The sequence below is a fragment of the Kitasatospora sp. NBC_01266 genome (genome assembly GCF_036242395.1).
Classification (GTDB): domain Bacteria; phylum Actinomycetota; class Actinomycetes; order Streptomycetales; family Streptomycetaceae; genus Kitasatospora.
In genome coordinates this window covers 7,526,082-7,543,252 of record NZ_CP108458.1, presented here as the reverse complement: position 1 = coordinate 7,543,252, position 17,171 = coordinate 7,526,082, and the positions used below count along the sequence as shown (strand labels likewise).

Sequence of the window (17,171 nt, the reverse complement as noted above, 5' to 3'; positions counted from 1 at the left end):
GATAGTGCGCCCACCTCTAGGGACACCCCCAGCCGCCGGCAGGCGACGACAACTACTGCGCTGGACAGCGTCCTTGACCACGCTCGCGGTCAGCTTCACGCTGGCGACCGGCGCCGCCGAGGCGATACCGACGCCGGCCAAGGCCATGGCAGCAGCAGCGGGCAAGCGGGTGGACACCACCAAGGTGCCCACCCCCGAGCAGCAGTCCGGCTCGGCCGCCGGAAAGTCGCACCTGGTCCCCTCGGACACCACCCGCGGCACCGGCACCGGTCCGCAGCCGGGCCACGGCCCGGGCACCGCCCCCGGCCAGCTAGCGCCGTTCACGCCGAAGGACCGGGTCGCCGACCCGTTCCTGGTGGACCGCTCGGGCAACGTGCGGACCGCGCCTGGCAGTGAGCCCGGCAAGTCCGCGCTCTCCGGCTTCGACGCCGGCAAGAGCGTCGAGGACACCGGCCGGCGCGACGACCACGAGAAGGTCTTCCGCAACCCGGACGGCACCCAGACCGTGCGCACCTACGCCGGCCGGGTCTCGTACCCCAACCCGGACGGCACCTGGTCGGACATCGACTCGACCCTGGTCCCGTCCACCAAGCCGGCCGCCGCCCCGAGTACCGGCGCCACCGCCACTGCGGGCGCCAGGCCGGCCGCCGCACCGCGCGCGCTCGCCATGGCCGCGCGGCCCGCGAGCGACTCCAGCGGCGCCACCGGCGGCGTCCCCGACAGCAGCCCCGACAGCAGCCCCAAGCTGACCAAGAAGGCCGACTCCCAGGACGTCGAGTTCGCCACCAGCGCGAACGACCCGCAGCTGATGTCGATCAGCGGCGACGGCACCGACCGGGTCTCCTTCGGCCTGGACGACGCCACCGCGGCTACCGGCCGGGTCGCCGGCAACGAGGTGGTCTTCCCCGGCGCCCGCCCGGACGCGGATCTGGACCTGAAGACCGTGGACGAGGGCTTCAAGGAGACCATCGTCCTGAACGGCACGGACGCGCCCACGGTCTGGACCTTCCCGATCACCGCCCCCGGCCTGACCCCGAAGATCGCCGCCAACGGCGACGCGGTCTTCCTGGACGCCGCCGGCACCGTCAAGGTGACCGTCCCGGCGGGCACCATGACCGACGCCGACATCGACCCGCGCTCGGGCGAGGGCGCGTTCTCGGACGGCGTGCACTACGCGATCGTCGACGACCACGGCGGCAAGGCGCTCCAGGTCACCGTCGACGCGTCCTGGCTGCGGAACCCGGCCCGGGTCTTCCCGGTCAAGGTCGACCCGTCCTCGGCGAACACCACCGCCGACACCACGGCGTTCTTCGAGAACAACCTGATCAGCGGTCAGACCAACATCGCCAGCAGCTCCAGCAACTCCGACCTCAAGGTCGGCGACTACGACGGCTCGCACGCCTCGGCCTCGTACGTCCGGTTTCCGGTGCAGACCTCGATCGCCAACGCCTCGGTGATCAGCGGCGGGGTCAACCTGTACACCACCTGGTCCGGTTACTGCGCCACGGCCGCCGAGGTGGACGTCAAGGCGATCACCGGCGGCTGGAACCTGGGCACCTCGCAGGGCTGGCCCGGCGTCGGCTACCCGGCCGCCCAGTCCGGCTCGGCCTCGTTCACCGGCGGCACCGGCACGGGCTGCGGCGGTTCGCAGTGGGAGCGGATCCCGCTGAACGCCACCGGCATCGGCCAGGTGACGTCCTGGACCCACGGCGGCACCAACAACGGCTTCCTGCTGTACGGTTCGGCGAACGACGTGAACCACTGGAAGCGGTTCAACTCGACCGCCTCCGGCTCGAACCCGCCGTTCCTGGACATCACCTACGCCCCGGACGACGCGAGCTTCAACTTCGCGTCCACCTGGGACTTCGCGCCCTCGCACATCCAGCAGGGCCAGATCGCCGTCACGGTCACCAACACCTCGTCCAACACCTGGGCGTCGGGCAGCGGCAACGGCTCCTACGCGCTCGGCTCGCGCACCTACCGCGCGGACGGCTCGCTGGTCGGCTGGGGTTCGAGCGTCTCGCTGCCGAACAACGTCGGGCCGAACCAGTCGGTGAAGCTGGAGGCGATCAGCCCCGCGCTGCCGCCCGGCACCTACACGCTCTGCTGGGAGATGGAGAAGCGCGGCTTCTACGCGTTCAGCGACGTCGGCGGGCACAATGCCTGCTGGTCGTACACCATCAACAACATCCCGCCGCAGGTGGACAGTTCCTACCCGCCGAACAACGCCTCCGAGCCGACGCTCACCCCGACGCTGTTCGCCACCGGGCACGACCCGGACAACTGGCCGGGCACCGGGCTGAGCTACAAGTTCGGCGTCTGCGGCGGCACTCCGACCGCGCCGACCGGCTGCTTCGACTCCGGCAGCCTGGCCACCGCCACCAGCTGGCCGGTCCCGACCGGCAAACTCGCCTGGGGCCAGAGCTACTTCTGGCAGGTCTGGATCTCCGACGGCAACGCCACCGCCGGCCCGTTCGTCCAGGGCTACTTCAACACCGCCGTCGGCCAGCCGCAGATCACCTCGCACCTGACCGAGAACCCGGCCGGTCGCGGCTTCGACCCGCAGAGCGGCAACTTCACCACCGATGCCGCCGACTCCACCGTGGCCACCGCGGGCCCGGCGCTGGACGTGCACCGCACGTACAACAGCCTCGACCCGCGCAGCAACGGCATGTTCGGCGCCGGCTGGATCTCCCCGCTGGACATGCGGGCGGTGATCGACGACGACGGCTCGAACAACGTCGTGATCACCGACGTGGACGGCCGGCAGATCCGGTTCGGCTGCAACCCGAGCAGCAGCCCGAGCACCGGCCCGCCGTGTGCCTCCTACGCGCCGCCGCAGGGCACCTACGCCACGCTGACCGCGCAGAGTGGCGCCAACAACGCCGTCACCTCGTTCACGCTGACCGAGAAGGGCGGCACCGCCTACACCTTCACGGTCACGGCCGCGAACGTGAACGCCTTCCAGCTCAGCCAGGTCAAGGACTCCGACGGCCGGGCCAACACGCTGGCCTATGACGGCAACGGCCTGCTGAGCGGCGTCACCAGCGCGACCAGCGGCCGGGTGCTGCACTTCAACTGGTCCACGCCGAGCGGCGCGGGCTTCCCGCACGTGTCGCGGGTCTTCACCGACCCGGTCTCCGGCGCCGACCAGAACACCGATCTGACCTACCTCTACAACTACACCGGCGACCAGCTGACTTCGGTCTGCCCGCCGACCTCCGGCACGGCCTGCACCACGTACGCCTACACCGGCGGCTCGCACTACAAGACCGCGGTGCTGGACGCCGGACCGCAGTCCTACTGGCGGCTGAACGAGGCCGCCGGCAGCACCGCCGCGAGCAGCGTCACGCTCAACGAGGGCAACGACAACGCCACCTACAGCAATGTGACGCTCGGTCAGGGCGGCCCGATCGCCGGCTCGCCGGCCACCGCGGCCGGCTTCAACGGCACCAACTCCTCGGTCCGGCTGCCGGACAACCTGCTCTCGTCCACCTCGAGCCTGGCCGTCGAGCTCTGGTTCAGGACGACCACCGCGGGTGGCCCGCTGCTCTCGTACCAGAACACCACGCTCGGTACGCCCGCGACCAGTTGGACCCCGGCCCTGTACCTGGGCCCGGACGGCAAGCTGCGCGGCGAGTTCTGGCAGGGCGCGGCGCAGCCGATCACCTCGGCGAACCCGGTCAACGACGGCAACTGGCACCACGTGCTGCTCTCCGGCGCGCAGAACACCCAGACGCTGTACCTGGACGGCACCCAGGTCGGCACGCTGGCCGGCACCATCGCCAACTCCGCCCAGCCGATCGCCTACGTCGGCGCCGGCTTCTCCAGTGGCGACTGGCTCGGCGCCGGTCAGAGCGCCGGCGAGCGCTACTTCAACGGTCAGATCTCCGACGTCGCCTTCTACAGCCACCCGGTCGGCGCCGCCACCGCCGCCGCGCACAACCAGAGCGGCCGCACCGCCGCCAACGCGCTGCTGACCAAGGTCACCGAGCCCTCCGGCGCGGTGCACGCCCAGATCTCCTACGACACCTCGGCCGACCGGGTCATCCGGACCACCGACGCCAACGGCGGCGTCTGGCAGCTCAACACCCCGACGGTGACCGGTTCTTCCGGCGTCTACCGGTCGGCCGTGATGGGCTCGGCGCCGCAGGGCTACTGGCGGCTGGCCGACACCGCCGGGTCGGACGCGGCGAACCAGCTGGGCACCGCGTACGGCAACTACAACAAGGTCACGCTCGGCACCCCGGGCCCGTACGCCGCGAGCGACATCACCGCCGCCTCCTTCGACGGCGCCTCCTCGTGGACGGCGCTGCCCAGCGGCCTGGTGCCGAACAGCGGCCCGTCCGCGCTGGAGCTCTGGTTCAACACCACGACCCCGGGCGGCGTGCTCTTCTCCTACCAGGCGCAGCTGGTCACCGACCCGAACGGCCCGCAGTACTCCTACACCCCCGCGCTGTACGTGGGCGGCGACGGCAAGCTGCAGGGCGAGTTCTGGGACGGCAACGGGAACGCGATGAGCTCTCCCGGCTCGGTGACCGACGGCAAGTGGCACCACGTGGTGCTCTCCACCGACGCGACCGGCGCCGGCCAGGCGCTCTACCTGGACGGCGCCCAGGTCGGCTCGAAGACCGGCACGGTCAGCCAGGCCAACTGGGGCATGACCAACGTCTACCTGGGCGCCGGCCTGATCGCGGGCAGCTGGCCCGACCAACCGAGTGACCACGCAGGCCACTTCAAGGGCGCGATCAGCGAGTTCGCCTTCTTCAACCACCAGTTGACCGCCGCCGACGTGGCCAACCACTTCCAGGCCTACGCCTCCGGCAAGTTGGCGCCGCTGACCACCGCGACGGTGACCGACCCGAGCGGGAAGACGGTCTCCTCGGCCTACGACCCGAACAACGGCGGCCGGATGATCTCGTCCACCGACGCGCTCGGCGCCACCACCAGCTACGGGTACGACACCGGCGGCTTCCAGGCCACCGTCACCGACCCGAACGGCAACACCAGGATCGAGGGGCACGACGCCCGCGGCAACGTGGTCAGCGAGACCAGCTGCCAGGACCGCGCGCACCAGATCTGCTCGACCAGCTACCACAGTTACTACCTGAACGCCGCGAACCCGGTCGATCCCCGCAACGACGCGGTGACCGACACCCGGGACGGCCGTTCCGCCTCGGCGAGCGACAACACCTACTGGACGCACAACGACCTGGACGCGGCCGGCCGGGTGATCGCCACCACCACGCCGCCCTACACCAACGGCACCGGACGGGTGGCCACCACCACGTACACCGCCGGCACCGAGGCGGCCGCCGACTCCGGCACCGTCCCGCCCGGGCTGCTCGCGAGCAAGACCACCGCGGGCGGTGCGAAGGCGACTTACGGCTACTTCCACAACGGCGACCTCGCGCAGGTCACCGACCCGGCGGGCCTGGTCACCAAGTACAGCTACGACCAGCTCGGCCGGCTGACCGGCCACACCGTCTACGACGCGGTCTCCGCGCCGAACGGCCTGACCACCTCGGTCACTTACGACGGCGACGGCAAGTTCCTCACCGAGACCGAGCCGCCGGTCACCGACCGGGTCACCGGCACGGTGCACACCGAGCAGACCTCGTACAGCTACGACCCGGACGAGAACCTGCTCACCGAGGCCAAGTCCGACCTGACCGGCAAGGACGCCCCCCGGACCGAGACGTACGCGTACAACCCGCTCGGCCAGCTGGCCACCCAGACCGACGCCAACGGGCACAGCGAGTCCTACGGCTACGACGCCTACGGCAACCGGTCGTCCAAGACCGACGCCAACGGCACCACGATCGCCTACGCCTACTCCCCCCGCGGCGAGTTGCTGACCAGCACGCTCAAGGGCTTCACCGGCGACCCGACCGCGCCCTCCCCGGCCGCCGACCTGGTGCTGGACTCCAAGGCGTACGACCCCGCCGGCCGCCTCGCCTCGGACACCGACGCGATGGGCCGGGTCACCTCCTACACCTACTTCGACGACGACCTGCCCCGGACCGAGCAGCGCTCCGACGGCACCGCCGCCAACACGATCCAGCTGCACGCCTTCAGCTACGACGGCGCCGGCGACCGGCTCACCGACCTGGCGGACGGCGAGACGCTGACCAGCTACACGGTCGACGCCGCGCAGCGGGTCACCACCGAGGCCGTCAAGGTCGGCCTCGGCGCGAACAGCCAGCCGATCTGGCGCACCACGTCGACCAGTTACGACGCGGACGACCACGAGACCTCGGTCGCCAGGACCGACTCGACCGGCGCGCTGACCGCCCAGACCGACTACACCTACGACCCGATGGGCCGGGAGCTGACCGAGACCGTCCACGACGGCGCGAGCGGCAACCTGACCACCACCTGGACCCGTGACCAACGCGGCCTGACCGCCGCCGAGCGGGACCCGAACGGGAACGAGACCGACTACCAGTACGACGCGCAGGGCCGCCAGGCCTACGTCACCGAGCCGTCCCGCCCCGTCGAGGCGGTGGGCGGCACCGCCGTCACGGCCTCGCCGTTCGAGTCCGTCGGCTACGACACGTTCGGCGACCCGACCTCGCGCTCCGACGAGAACGGGAACACCACCTACAGCAGCTACGACGCGGTGGGCAACCTGACCGGCACCGTCGAGCCGAACTACACGGCGCCGGGCAGCACCACCCCGATCACCGCCTCGACCGCCGACAGCTACGACAAGCTCAACCAACTGATATCGCACACCGACCAGTTGGGCCACATCACCAGCTCGGTCTACGACCAGCTCGGCCGCGACGTCAGCAAGACCGAGCCGGCCGTGGGAAGCGCGACCAGCGGCGGTGTCTGGCACTACGGCTACGACGCGGTCGGCGAGCAGCTCTCGCAGACCGACCCGACCGGCGCGGCGCAGCAGGCCACCTACGACTTCCTCGGCCGCAAGCTGACCCAGACCCAGCTCGAGCGCTCCCCGGTGGCCGCCGCGTACACCACCACGCTGGCGTACAACGCGACCGACGACCTGGTCTCGCAGACCTCCCCGACCGGGGTGGTCACCGGCTACGGCTACGACCTCGACCACGAGCGGACCAGCCAGAGCGACGCCTACGGGAACACCACGGCCATCGCCTACGACGCCCTCGGGCGCCCGGTGACGAACACCGACCCGTCCGGCACCGGGCAGAGCACGGTCTACGACCCGGCCGGCCGGATCACCGCGGTCAACGACTTCGACAGCACCGGAAAGGTCCTGCGCACCCGCGCCCTGGCCTACGACCCGGCGGGCAACGTCACGTCGGCGACCTCGGCGCTGGGCGCCATCGCCGGCTACACCTACGACTCCGACCACCACCTGCTGACCGAGACCGAGACGACCGCGCCCGGCTCGACCATCACCACCTCCTTCGGCTACGACGCGGTCGGCAACCGCACCCGCTACACCGACGGCCGCGGCAACAACTTCCTGACCACCTACAACAGCTGGAACCTGCCCGAGTCCCAGGTCGAACCGGCCACCACGGCCTACCCGAACGCGGCCGACCGCACCTGGACCACGAGCTACGACGCGGCCGGACAGGCCGTCACCCTCGCGGAGCCGGGCGGCGTCACCCGCACCCGCAGCTACGACCAGCTCGGCCGGCTGACCAAGGAGACCGGCACCGGCGCCGAGAGCGCCACCAGTGACCACACCTTCGGCTACGACCTGATGGGCCGGATCACCTCCGCCGGGGCGACCGGCGGCAACGACACCTTCAGCTACAACGACCGCGGCCAGCTGCTCGCGGCCGCCGGCCCCTCCGGCACGTCCTCCTTCGGCTACGACGGCGAGGGGAAGACCACCACCAGGACCGACGCCTCCGGCACCGCCAGCTACAGCTACGACCAGGCCGGACGCCTGGCCACCATGGCCGACCCGGCCTCCGGTGCCACCGCCGGCTACAGCTACGACAAGGACTCGCAGCCCGTCACCATCGGCTACGGGACCGGCGGCAACACCCGCAGCTTCGGCTACGACGCGCTGCACCGGATGACCAGCGACACGGTCACCACCGCGGCCGGCGCGACCGTCGCCTCGATCGCGTACGGCTACAACCTCGACGACCAGCTGACCGCCAAGACCACCACCGGTTACGCGGGCGCCGCGGCGAACAGCTACACCTACGACACCGCCGGTCGCCTGACCTCGTGGAGCAACGGGACCACAACCGTCCCGTACGCCTACGACGCGTCCGGCAACCGCACCCAGATCGGAGCGCAGAACCTCAGCTACGACGCCCGCAACCGGCTGATCTCGGACGGCACCGCGAGCTACACCTACACCGCGCGCGGCACCATGTCCGGGAAGACGCCGAACGGCTCGCAGACCACCGAGGTCATGCAGTTCGACGCGTTCGACCGGCTGAAGACGGACGGCGCGCAGGGCTACGACTACGACGCGCTGGACCGGCTGGTGACCACCGGCCCCAGCGGCGGGACCGGCAGCGGGACCGGCACCGGCACGGGCGCGGGCACCGGCCCGACGACCACGCTGGCCTACTCCGGGATCGGCGACGAGGTCGCCTCGGACGGCGCCGCCAGCTACTCGCGCGACCCCGGCGGCGTGATCACCGGGATCACCGAGGGCGGGGTTCAGACCGCGGCCGTCACCGACCAGCACGACGACCTGGTCGGCACCTTCACCGCGGCCGGCGGCACGCTGACCGACTCCGCGGCGTTCGACCCGCTCGGCAACACCATCGCCACCTCGGGCACCAGGCACCTGCTCGGTTTCCAGTCGGACTTCACGGATCCGACCACCGGCAAGGTCGACATGCTGTCCCGCTGGTACGACCCGTCGACCAGCAACTTCATCTCCCGGGACAGCTACAGCCCCGACCACGCCGTCTCGGACCTGCCCGACCGCTACGCGGTCCAGGGCATGGACCCGTGGTGGTCGGACCCCAACCCGAGCATCGCGCAGGACCGCTACGCCTACGCCGACGGCGACCCGCTGGCCTTCACCGACCCCGACGGCCACTGGCCCGGCTGGCTGAAGAAGGCCGGACACTTCGTCGCGAGCACCGCGTCGAGCGTGGTCCACAACCCGATGGGCGCGCTGAAGACCGGCGCGAACTTCGTCTACCAGGTCTCCGGCGCCGCCGACGTGGTCAACTGCGCCACCCACCCGGGCTGGGGCAGCTGCGCCAGGGCCGCGCTCGCGGTCGCCTCGTACATCCCCGCCGTCGGCGAGGGCGCCATCGCCCTGCGGGCCGCCTCGGTGGCCAGCCGGGGAGCCCGGATCGCGGGCGCGATCGGCCGCGGTGCCCGGGCGATCAACACCGGCATCTACGCCTACCACGTGTCCAGCGACGTCTACCACGGCCACTACCGGCGGGCCTTCACGGATGTGGCCACCGGGTACGTGCTCGGCAGGCTCTCCAGGCACATCGGGGGCGGAGCACGCCGATTGAGCGGCGCGCTCTTCCGCGGCGAAGGCCGGTTCGGCCGGTCCACGTCCGTCGGACACGTCTCCGACGAGCACGCGGGCTCGGGCTCCCGGAACAAGTGGGCCACTCCGGAGCAGATGAAGAACGCGACCGGCAAGGCCTCCCGTGCCCGGCGGCGGGTCCTCAGCGCGGTGCTGAAGGAGGACTTCCAGCATCTCCGCTTCACGCACACCCCGGAATACAGCCCCACGGTCTACTCGGGCATGGCGCGACCGCGTACGGGTACCCAGATCGGACGAGTTCCGTTCGAGAGCCGACTGGAACTCCGTCGGACCATCGCGCACGAGGAGCTGCATCACCGCTGGTTCGCTCGCGGCCTGACCGGCCATCACCCGCGCGACGGCAGTGGTACGTCCGAAAAGTTCTACTATACGGTCAACAGGTACCTCGGAATGCGTGGATGGGAGTGACATTGATGGAGCGCGCATTCGAATATCCGCAGGTCTGCACCTCGTGCGGCCACGAAGTGACCGGCTGGCAGGGCCAGGAGCTCCGCTCCCAGAAGGTCGGCTGGTTCATCGAGTGGGAGTGCCCGAACTGCGGCACCGTGAGCGACGACCACGGGACCGGCCCCGGACCGGAGGCGCTCCGGCAGGGCCTGCTGGCCAAGTTCGGCGCGGTCGGTATCCAGCTGACCGAAGGCCGGGACGGCAGTGTCGCCGCGGTTCGGCGGCTGCGGGAGGTGTTCGGCTATTCCCCGGGCGAGGCGCTGGCCAAATTCAGGGAGTCGAAATCCGGCGGAACCCTCGGCACCGCCGTCGAGGTGGCGGCCGTGGTGGACGCACTTCGCCGGGACGGATACGCGTACGCGGCCAGTGCGTGACTTGCGTGAACTGAAAAGCTGAAACCAGGCCGCGCGGTACGGCGCCAGCATCGCTGGTGCCGTACCGCGCGGCCGTTTCCGGCCTCAGGCCGTGGGCGCCTCGGCCGCCGCCCCCGGCACCGCGTCCGGGAAGACCGGGCGGGGCCCCTTCGGCCCGCTGCCGGTGCGCCGCCACTCGCGCGGGTAGCCCACCGAGACCTCCTCGAAGCGGATGTCGTCGATCCACATCGTCCGGGGAATGTGCAGGTGTCCGTAGACCGCGACCGCCGCACGGTACTTCAGGTGCCAGTCGGCGGTGCGCTCGGTTCCGCACCACTGCGCGAACTCCGGGTAGCGCAGCACCAGCGTCGGCTCGCGGCGCAGCGGGAAGTGGTTGATCAGCACGGTCGGCAGCGTCGGGTCGAGGTCGGCCAGCCGCCGCTCGGTCGCCGCGATCCGCGCCTCGCACCACTCGTCCAGGCTGGCGTACGGGTCGGGGTGCAGCAGCATCTCGTCGGTGCAGACGATCCCGGTGCCCCGGGCGTAGGCCAGCCCCTGCTCCTTGGTGTGGGTGCCCGGCGGCCGGAAGGTGTAGTCGTACAGCACGAAGAGCGGCACCACGGTGACCGGCCCGCCGGCGCCGCGCCAGACCAGGTGCGGATCCTCCGGCGTGCGGACGTCCAGGCCGCGGCAGAGCTCGACCAGCGCCTGGTAGCGGTGCTCGCCGCGCAGTTGGACCGGGTCGTCGTTCGGTGTCCACAACTCGTGGTTGCCCGGCGCCCAGATCACCTCGGCGTAGCGCTCGCGCAGGGTCCGCAGGGTCCACTCGATGTCGCTGAACCGCTCGCTGACGTCGCCGGCCACGATCAGCCAGTCCTGCGGCGAGGCGGGTTGGAGCCGCTCGACGAACTCGCGGTTCTCCTTGTACCCCACGTGCAGGTCACTGATCGCGAACAAGGTGCCGGTCAAGCCGCTGTCTCCTTCAGCACAGCCGGCTGTGCACCCCGAGGAGTGCGGCGGGCAGCCGGCGGGTGTACGGACCACCGGGGCTGCCCTGACCGCCCCGCCGGTCGTTCTCCACAACTCGCTCATTCTCCATGACCGCCCCCGATCTCTCAGGTGTTGTGCGAGATCCGGGTCGTACGAGATCGAATCGACGGGCGGCGGGTGCCCGCGGCCCTGCCGGAACCGGGATCCCACCGCGGTCGGTCCGCCCGGGTACGGGACCATGGGCGCCATGGTGACCATCGGCTTCCTGCACACCTCGCCCGTCCACCCGCCGGCCTTCCACGACCTGCTCACCGAGCTCGCGCCACAGGCGATGGAGCGTCACCTGGTCGACGAATCGCTGCTCGCCGACGCCCGCGCCGGGCGCCCGTACGCGGACCGGCTGCGCGCGCGGCTCGGTGAGCTGGCCGGGGCCGGCGCCGAGGTGATCGTCTGCACCTGCTCCACCATCGGCGGCACGGCGGAGCAACTGGCGGAACAGCCGGCACCGGAGGTGCTGCGGATCGACCGCCCGATGGCCGAACAGGCCGCCCGCTACCCGCGGATCGGCGTGCTGCACGCCGTCGAGTCCACCCTGGCTCCGACCCGCGCGCTGCTCATCGAGGCGGGAGCCGACGCCGCCGGCCTGCGGTCGCTGCCCTGTCCCGGCGCCTGGGCGCTGTTCGAGGCCGGCGACCTGGCCGGCTACCACGCCGCCGTGGCGCAGCGGATCCGCGCGGCGGTCGGGGGCGACGGGGTGGACGTAGTCGTGCTCGCCCAGGCCTCGATGGCCCCCGCGCTCGACCTGCTAGGCGAGTTGCCCGTCCCGGTGCTCAGCAGCCCGCGGCCGGCCGTGCGGCGTGCGCTGCGACTCGCGGGGGTCGACCCGGCCTGAGGGCAGCCAGTGCCGCGATCGCCGCGCCACGTTCGCGCGTGAGCACCGACACGCCGGGGCCGCCACTACTGTCGTCGTTGTCCTGTTTCCCGGGTCGCACCTACGCGTTGAGGAGAGCCGCCCATGGAGTTCCTGGTCGACATGGTGACCACCGTCCCAGCCGGCACCACCGAGCAGGCCGTGGCCGACCTCCGCGCCCGCGAGGCGGCCCGGTCACGGGAACTGGCCGCGCAGGGCAGCCTGCTGCGCCTGTGGCGGCCGCCGCTCGCGCCCGGTGAATGGCGCACCTGGGGCCTGTTCAGCGCGGCCGATGCGGAGCAGTTGGAGCAGGTCCTGGCGTCGATGCCGCTGCGGGTGTGGCGACGCGACACGGTGACGCCGCTCTCCCCGCACCCGAGCGACCCGGGGCGGTAGCGCACCGCCTGGGCAGCGGGTCAGCCCCTCGGCATCACGTTCGCCAGCGGCTCGCCCTTGGCGAAGCGGCTCAGCTGGGCGCCGATCAGCCGCCGGGCGCGCGGCAGGAAGGCGGAGGAGCTGCCGCCGACGTGCGGGGTGATCAGCACACCGGGTGCGTGCCAGAGCGGGTGGCCGGCCGGCAGCGGCTCGGGGTCGGTCACGTCCAGTGCCGCCCGCAGCCGCCCCGCCGTCAGCTCGGCGAGCAGCGCGTCCGTCACCACGACGGGGCCGCGCGCGACGTTGACCAGCAGGGCGCCGTCCCGCATCGCGCCGAGGAAGGCGCTGTCCACCAGGCCCCTGGTGGCGGGCGAGAGCGGCACGGCCAGGATCACCACGTCTGCCAGAGGCAGCAGTTCGGGCAGGTCGGCGAGCGCCCGCACCGGTCCGGCGGGCGCCGTGCGGGCGCTGCGGGCCACCCGCAGCACCTCGCACTCGAAGGGCCGCAGCCGGTCCTCGATCGCCGCGCCGACCGAGCCGTAGCCGACGATCAGCACGGTCCGGTCCGCGAGCGCCGGGTAGAAGCCGGCCCGCCACTCCTCCGCGTCCTGACCCCGGACGAAGCCCGGGATGTCGCGCAGCGCGGCCAGCGTGAGCGTCACCGCCAGCTCGGCGGTGCTCGCGTCGTGCACCCCGCGGGCGTTGCAGAGCAGGGCGCCGGGCGGCACGTGCCCGAGGATGTCGTCCACGCCGGCGGTCTGCGTCTGCACCACCCGCAGCCGCTCCATCGCGGGCAGCAGCGGCAGCACCGTGTCGGTCCGCAGGTACGGGACGACCAGCAACTCGACCCGCGCCAGCAGCTCGCCCGGCGGCGGGCCGGGCCGGCCGTCGCAGGCGGTGCCGTCGAAGGTGTGCAGCTCCAGCCCGCTCGGCAGTCCGGGGATCTCCGCCGCCGGGTACGGCAGCAGCACCACGGGGTCGGACGGCTGGGCGGCGGTCTCAGGGCTCATGGGTGCTGAATCTACCGACCGTGCGCGGGCGCGGCCCACGCCAGGGCCGGTGGGACGTCCGGGCCGCGGCGCCGAGGACCGTGGCCGCCCGACGCCGTATCGGGCAGGATGGGCGCGTGCCGATGAACCCACCGGAACCGAGGCGGCACCGGCTGGGCCGGCGCGTGAGCCGCCACGTCCGCGAACGCGGGGGTCACCCGCACGTCGGCGCGGTCCGCTTCCGAGCCGGATTCGCCCGCGCAGCAGCCGAATTGGCCCCGGCGTGATTCCGCTCCCCGTGCCGCCCCCGGAGGCCGGCTGGCAGGACACGGGCACCGGCGTCTTCAGCTACGCGGCCCGTGTGGACGGACGCTGGTGGGTGCTGCGACTCAACGACTTTCCCGAGCACCCGCTCTACACCTTCTTCGTCGACGCGCGGGTCATCGGCGATGTGGTCGATGATCCGGCCGTCTGGCGGCAGTTGCCGCCCTGCGCGACGCTCCCCGCCCTGCTCGCGACGGAGCGCGCGGAGGTCCTGCGGCTGATGGCCGGTCTGGGCCCCTACGGCGCCGAGGCCGGCACCCCGTGCACAGGCGTCTTCTGCAGCTGCACCGTCCTCACCGACGAGTTCGTGGCCAGGCTCCGCGGCCCCCAACGCCCTGCTGCGGAGCCGCAGTAGTCTGCTGCCCCATGACCGATGATCCGACGAATCAGAGCGCCACGCGGACCTTCTACGACACCGTCGCCGCCGACTACGCCGAGCGCTTCGGCAACGAGCTCGACACCAATGTGCTCGGCCGGGCGCTGCTCGGTGCCTTCGCCGAGCAGGTCCGGGCGGCGGACCTGGGGCCGGTCGCGGACCTCGGCTGCGGCCAGGGGCGGGTGACGGCGTACCTGGCCTCCCTCGGGGTGGACGCCTTCGGCGTCGACCTCTCGCCCGGGATGATCGCGCAGGGCCGGCGGACCTACCCCGACCTGCGGTTCGAGGTGGGCTCGATGACCGGGCTGGACCTCGCGGACGCCTCGCTGGGCGGCGTCCTCGCGTGGTACTCGATCATCCACACGCCTGCGGACCGGCTGCCGCTGGTGCTCGCGGAGTTCCACCGGGTGCTGGCGCCGGGTGGTCAACTGCTGCTCGCGTTCCAGTCCGGCGGCGAGGTCCGGCAGGTGGAGTGGCCCACGCTGCCGGTCTCCCTCGACTTCCTGCGCTGGACACCGGAGCGGATCACCGAACTGCTGGGCCAGGCCGGCTTCACCGTGACGGCCCGGCTGGTGCGTGAGCCGTCCGGGCAAGAGAAGGTGCCGCAGGCCCACCTGCTGGCGGAGAAGCCGGCGCGGGGGTAGCGCGAGCGGCGGGGGGCGGGCCTGGGCGGGTGTGGCGGCGCGGGGCCGTTGGACCGCTGTCAGCGGGCTGATAGCAGCCGACAGCTGTCGGATGACAGATTCCGTCATCTGTCATCCGTCCGCCGGACACCCACGCCGTTTGGCCCACCCCCGCCCACTCCGTACAGTTCACGGGGTACATCCCCCACATCGGCGATCAAGGAAGCGGCAACAGCATGACGACGGCAGAGGCGCAGCGGCACGACCGGCAGGGGCCGATCGGCGATCCGACGCCGGCCGCCCAGGAGACGGCCCAGACGGCCCCCGGCACGGCAACCGCTCCCGCTCCCGCCCCCGGCGCCCCCGAGGAAGAGATCGAGTACGGCCCCGGCATCGACGCCGAGCGGCTGCGCCTCTGCCTCGACGTGCTCGCCGAGCTGGACGACCTCCCGGTCGACCACCCGGACGCGATCACCGTGCGCCAGGCCGTCGCGGGCATCTTCCGCACCGTGAAGCAGCGCCGCCGCCAGGAGTACCGCGCCGCGAAGACCGCGAACGACCGCGCCGTGACCGCCCGCACCGCGACCGGCGCGCCGGGCCGGATCGACGACGAGACCGCCGGTGTCTTCGGCCTGAGCACCCCCACCACCACCGAGATCGCCGGCGTCCTGCAGCGCCCGCGCTCCTGCTACATCTGCAAGACCCGCTACGTCGAGGTGGACGCCTTCTACCACCAGCTCTGCCCGTCCTGCGCCCGCTCCAGCCGGGCCCGCCGGGACGCGACGACCGACCTGACGGGCCGTCGGGCGCTGCTCACCGGCGGTCGCGCCAAGATCGGGATGTACATCGCGCTGCGCCTGCTGCGTGACGGCGCGCACACCACCATCACCACCCGGTTCCCGAAGGACGCGATCCGCCGCTTCAAGGAGATGCCGGACAGCGCGGACTGGCTGCACCGCCTGAAGATCGTCGGCATCGACCTGCGCGACCCCGCCCAGGTGGTCGCGCTGGCCGACTCGGTGGCCGCCGAGGGCCCGCTGGACATCCTGATCAACAACGCCGCGCAGACCGTGCGCCGCTCCCCCGCCGCCTACGCCGAGCTGGTCGCCGCCGAGTCCGCGCCGCTGCCCACCGGGCAGCTGCCCGCCAGCGAGGTGATCGGCGTCTTCGGCAGCGGCAGCGTCGACCGGCCCGCGCTCCCCGGGCAGGCGAGCGGCGAGCGCGAGGCGCTCACCGCCCAGCAGGTGACGGCGCTCGCGCTGGTCTCCGGTTCGGCCTCGCCGGCCCGGATCGAGGCCGGCACCGCGATCGACGCGGGCGGCCTGGTGCCGGACCTGGCCGACTCCAACAGCTGGGTGCAGACCGTCAACGAGGTCGACCCGATCGAGCTGCTGGAGGTGCAGCTCTGCAACTCCACCGCGCCGTTCATCCTGGTCAGCCGCCTGCGCCCGGCGCTCGCCGCCGCCTCGGCACGACGCAAGTACGTGGTGAACGTCTCCGCGATGGAGGGCCAGTTCAGCCGCGGCTACAAGGGCGCGGGCCACCCGCACACCAACATGGCCAAGGCCGCGCTCAACATGCTCACCCGCACCAGCGCCAAGGAGATGCTGGAGACGGACGGCATCCTGATGACCGCCGTGGACACCGGCTGGATCACCGACGAGCGCCCGCACCCGGACAAGATGCGGCTCGCCGACGAGGGCTTCCACGCCCCGCTGGACCTGGTGGACGGCGCGGCCCGGGTCTACGACCCGATCATCCGCGGCGAGCAGGGCGAGGACCTGCACGGCTGCTTCCTGAAGGACTTCGAGCCGGCCGCATGGTGACACCGGCGGCGCCCGGCCGCCCGCTGATCGGCGCCGGGGTGATCGTCCCCACCCCGGACGGGCGCGGCGTCCTGCTGGGCCGCCGCACCACCCCGGGCGAGCCGCGGACCTGGAGCCTGCCCGGCGGCAAGGTGGACCACCCCGGCGAGTCCTTCGAGCAGGCCGCGGCCCGCGAGCTGGCCGAGGAGACCGGGATCGAGCTGCCCGCCGAGCGGATGCGGGTGCTCGGCGTGGTCCTCGACCACCTGGACGGCCGCCCCCGGCTGACCGCCGCCGTGCTCGCCCCGCCGAGCGACGCGGTGGCCGAGGTCACCGAGCCGGACAACTGCGGGGGCTGGCAGCGGTTCGCGCTGGACGAGCTGCCGGCGCCGCTGTTCGCGCCGTCCGCCTGGGTGCTGGCGCACTGGCTGCCCGACCCGGCCCCGCTGCCGTCCGGCGTCTTCAACTACCGCACGACGGCCGGGCTGTAGTCGACAGCCC

General features: G+C 72.2%; 10 protein-coding genes. 8 read left to right on the top strand and 2 right to left on the bottom strand.

The genetic code is table 11. From position 1 onward, the window contains the following. Positions 1–73: 73 nt before the first annotated feature. Positions 74–9,886, top strand: coding sequence for a LamG-like jellyroll fold domain-containing protein (locus tag OG403_RS32425; RefSeq protein ID WP_329570723.1), 9,813 nt, complete (start codon positions 74–76; stop codon positions 9,884–9,886). A 5-nt stretch (positions 9,887–9,891) separates the two neighbouring features. Next, entirely contained in the window at positions 9,892–10,299 is a 408-nt protein-coding gene (locus OG403_RS32420; protein WP_329570721.1) for a hypothetical protein, read from the top strand. Positions 10,300–10,383: 84 nt separating this feature from the next. On the opposite strand, the gene OG403_RS32415 is transcribed toward OG403_RS32420, so the two are convergent. Next, positions 10,384–11,247, bottom strand: a complete 864-nt coding sequence (locus tag OG403_RS32415) for a metallophosphoesterase family protein (RefSeq protein WP_329570720.1) — start codon at positions 11,245–11,247, stop codon at positions 10,384–10,386. 268 nt (positions 11,248–11,515) lie between these two features. Between OG403_RS32415 and OG403_RS32410 the strand changes: the two genes are divergently transcribed. Continuing rightward, the gene (locus OG403_RS32410) at positions 11,516–12,160 is read left to right on the top strand and encodes an aspartate/glutamate racemase family protein (protein ID WP_329570718.1); all 645 of its coding nucleotides are present in this window, start codon (positions 11,516–11,518) and stop codon (positions 12,158–12,160) included. Between the two features lie 123 nt (positions 12,161–12,283). Beyond that, a complete protein-coding gene (locus OG403_RS32405; protein WP_329570717.1) occupies positions 12,284–12,574 on the top strand; it encodes a muconolactone Delta-isomerase family protein in 291 nt (96 codons plus the stop codon). Between the two features lie 20 nt (positions 12,575–12,594). Here the strand turns inward: OG403_RS32405 and OG403_RS32400 are convergent, their stop codons facing one another. After that, complete coding sequence (locus OG403_RS32400) at positions 12,595–13,563, bottom strand: 2-hydroxyacid dehydrogenase (RefSeq protein ID WP_329570715.1); 969 nt, start codon at positions 13,561–13,563, stop codon at positions 12,595–12,597. Positions 13,564–13,840: 277 nt separating this feature from the next. On the opposite strand from OG403_RS32400, the gene OG403_RS32395 reads away from it, so the two are divergent. The 4 genes from OG403_RS32395 to OG403_RS32380 all read left to right on the top strand — a co-directional run bounded on the left by OG403_RS32395 (position 13,841) and on the right by OG403_RS32380 (position 17,161). Beyond that, positions 13,841–14,221, top strand: a complete 381-nt coding sequence (locus tag OG403_RS32395) for a hypothetical protein (RefSeq protein WP_329570714.1) — start codon at positions 13,841–13,843, stop codon at positions 14,219–14,221. 11 nt (positions 14,222–14,232) lie between these two features. Next, a complete protein-coding gene (locus tag OG403_RS32390; RefSeq protein WP_329570712.1) occupies positions 14,233–14,886 on the top strand; it encodes a class I SAM-dependent methyltransferase in 654 nt (217 codons plus the stop codon). 215 nt (positions 14,887–15,101) lie between these two features. Next, on the top strand, positions 15,102–16,691 hold the full coding sequence (locus OG403_RS32385; protein ID WP_329570710.1) for an SDR family NAD(P)-dependent oxidoreductase: 1,590 nt from the start codon (positions 15,102–15,104) through the stop codon (positions 16,689–16,691). Continuing rightward, positions 16,685–17,161, top strand: coding sequence for a nucleotide triphosphate diphosphatase NUDT15 (locus OG403_RS32380; protein WP_329570708.1), 477 nt, complete (start codon positions 16,685–16,687; stop codon positions 17,159–17,161). Before OG403_RS32385 ends, OG403_RS32380 begins: the two co-directional genes overlap by 7 nt. The last annotated feature ends 10 nt before the right edge of the window (positions 17,162–17,171 follow it).

Excerpts from the sequence above, each read along its gene's own strand:
- OG403_RS32385 (WP_329570710.1), top strand. The coding sequence starts at position 15,102 with ATGACGACGGCAGAGGCGCAGCGGCACGACCGGCAGGGGCCGATCGGC.
- OG403_RS32420 (WP_329570721.1), top strand. The coding sequence starts at position 9,892 with ATGGAGCGCGCATTCGAATATCCGCAGGTCTGCACCTCGTGCGGCCAC.
- OG403_RS32400 (WP_329570715.1), bottom strand. The coding sequence starts at position 13,563 with ATGAGCCCTGAGACCGCCGCCCAGCCGTCCGACCCCGTGGTGCTGCTG.
- OG403_RS32410 (WP_329570718.1), top strand. The coding sequence starts at position 11,516 with ATGGTGACCATCGGCTTCCTGCACACCTCGCCCGTCCACCCGCCGGCC.
- OG403_RS32390 (WP_329570712.1), top strand. The coding sequence starts at position 14,233 with ATGACCGATGATCCGACGAATCAGAGCGCCACGCGGACCTTCTACGAC.
- OG403_RS32380 (WP_329570708.1), top strand. The coding sequence starts at position 16,685 with ATGGTGACACCGGCGGCGCCCGGCCGCCCGCTGATCGGCGCCGGGGTG.
- OG403_RS32405 (WP_329570717.1), top strand. The coding sequence starts at position 12,284 with ATGGAGTTCCTGGTCGACATGGTGACCACCGTCCCAGCCGGCACCACC.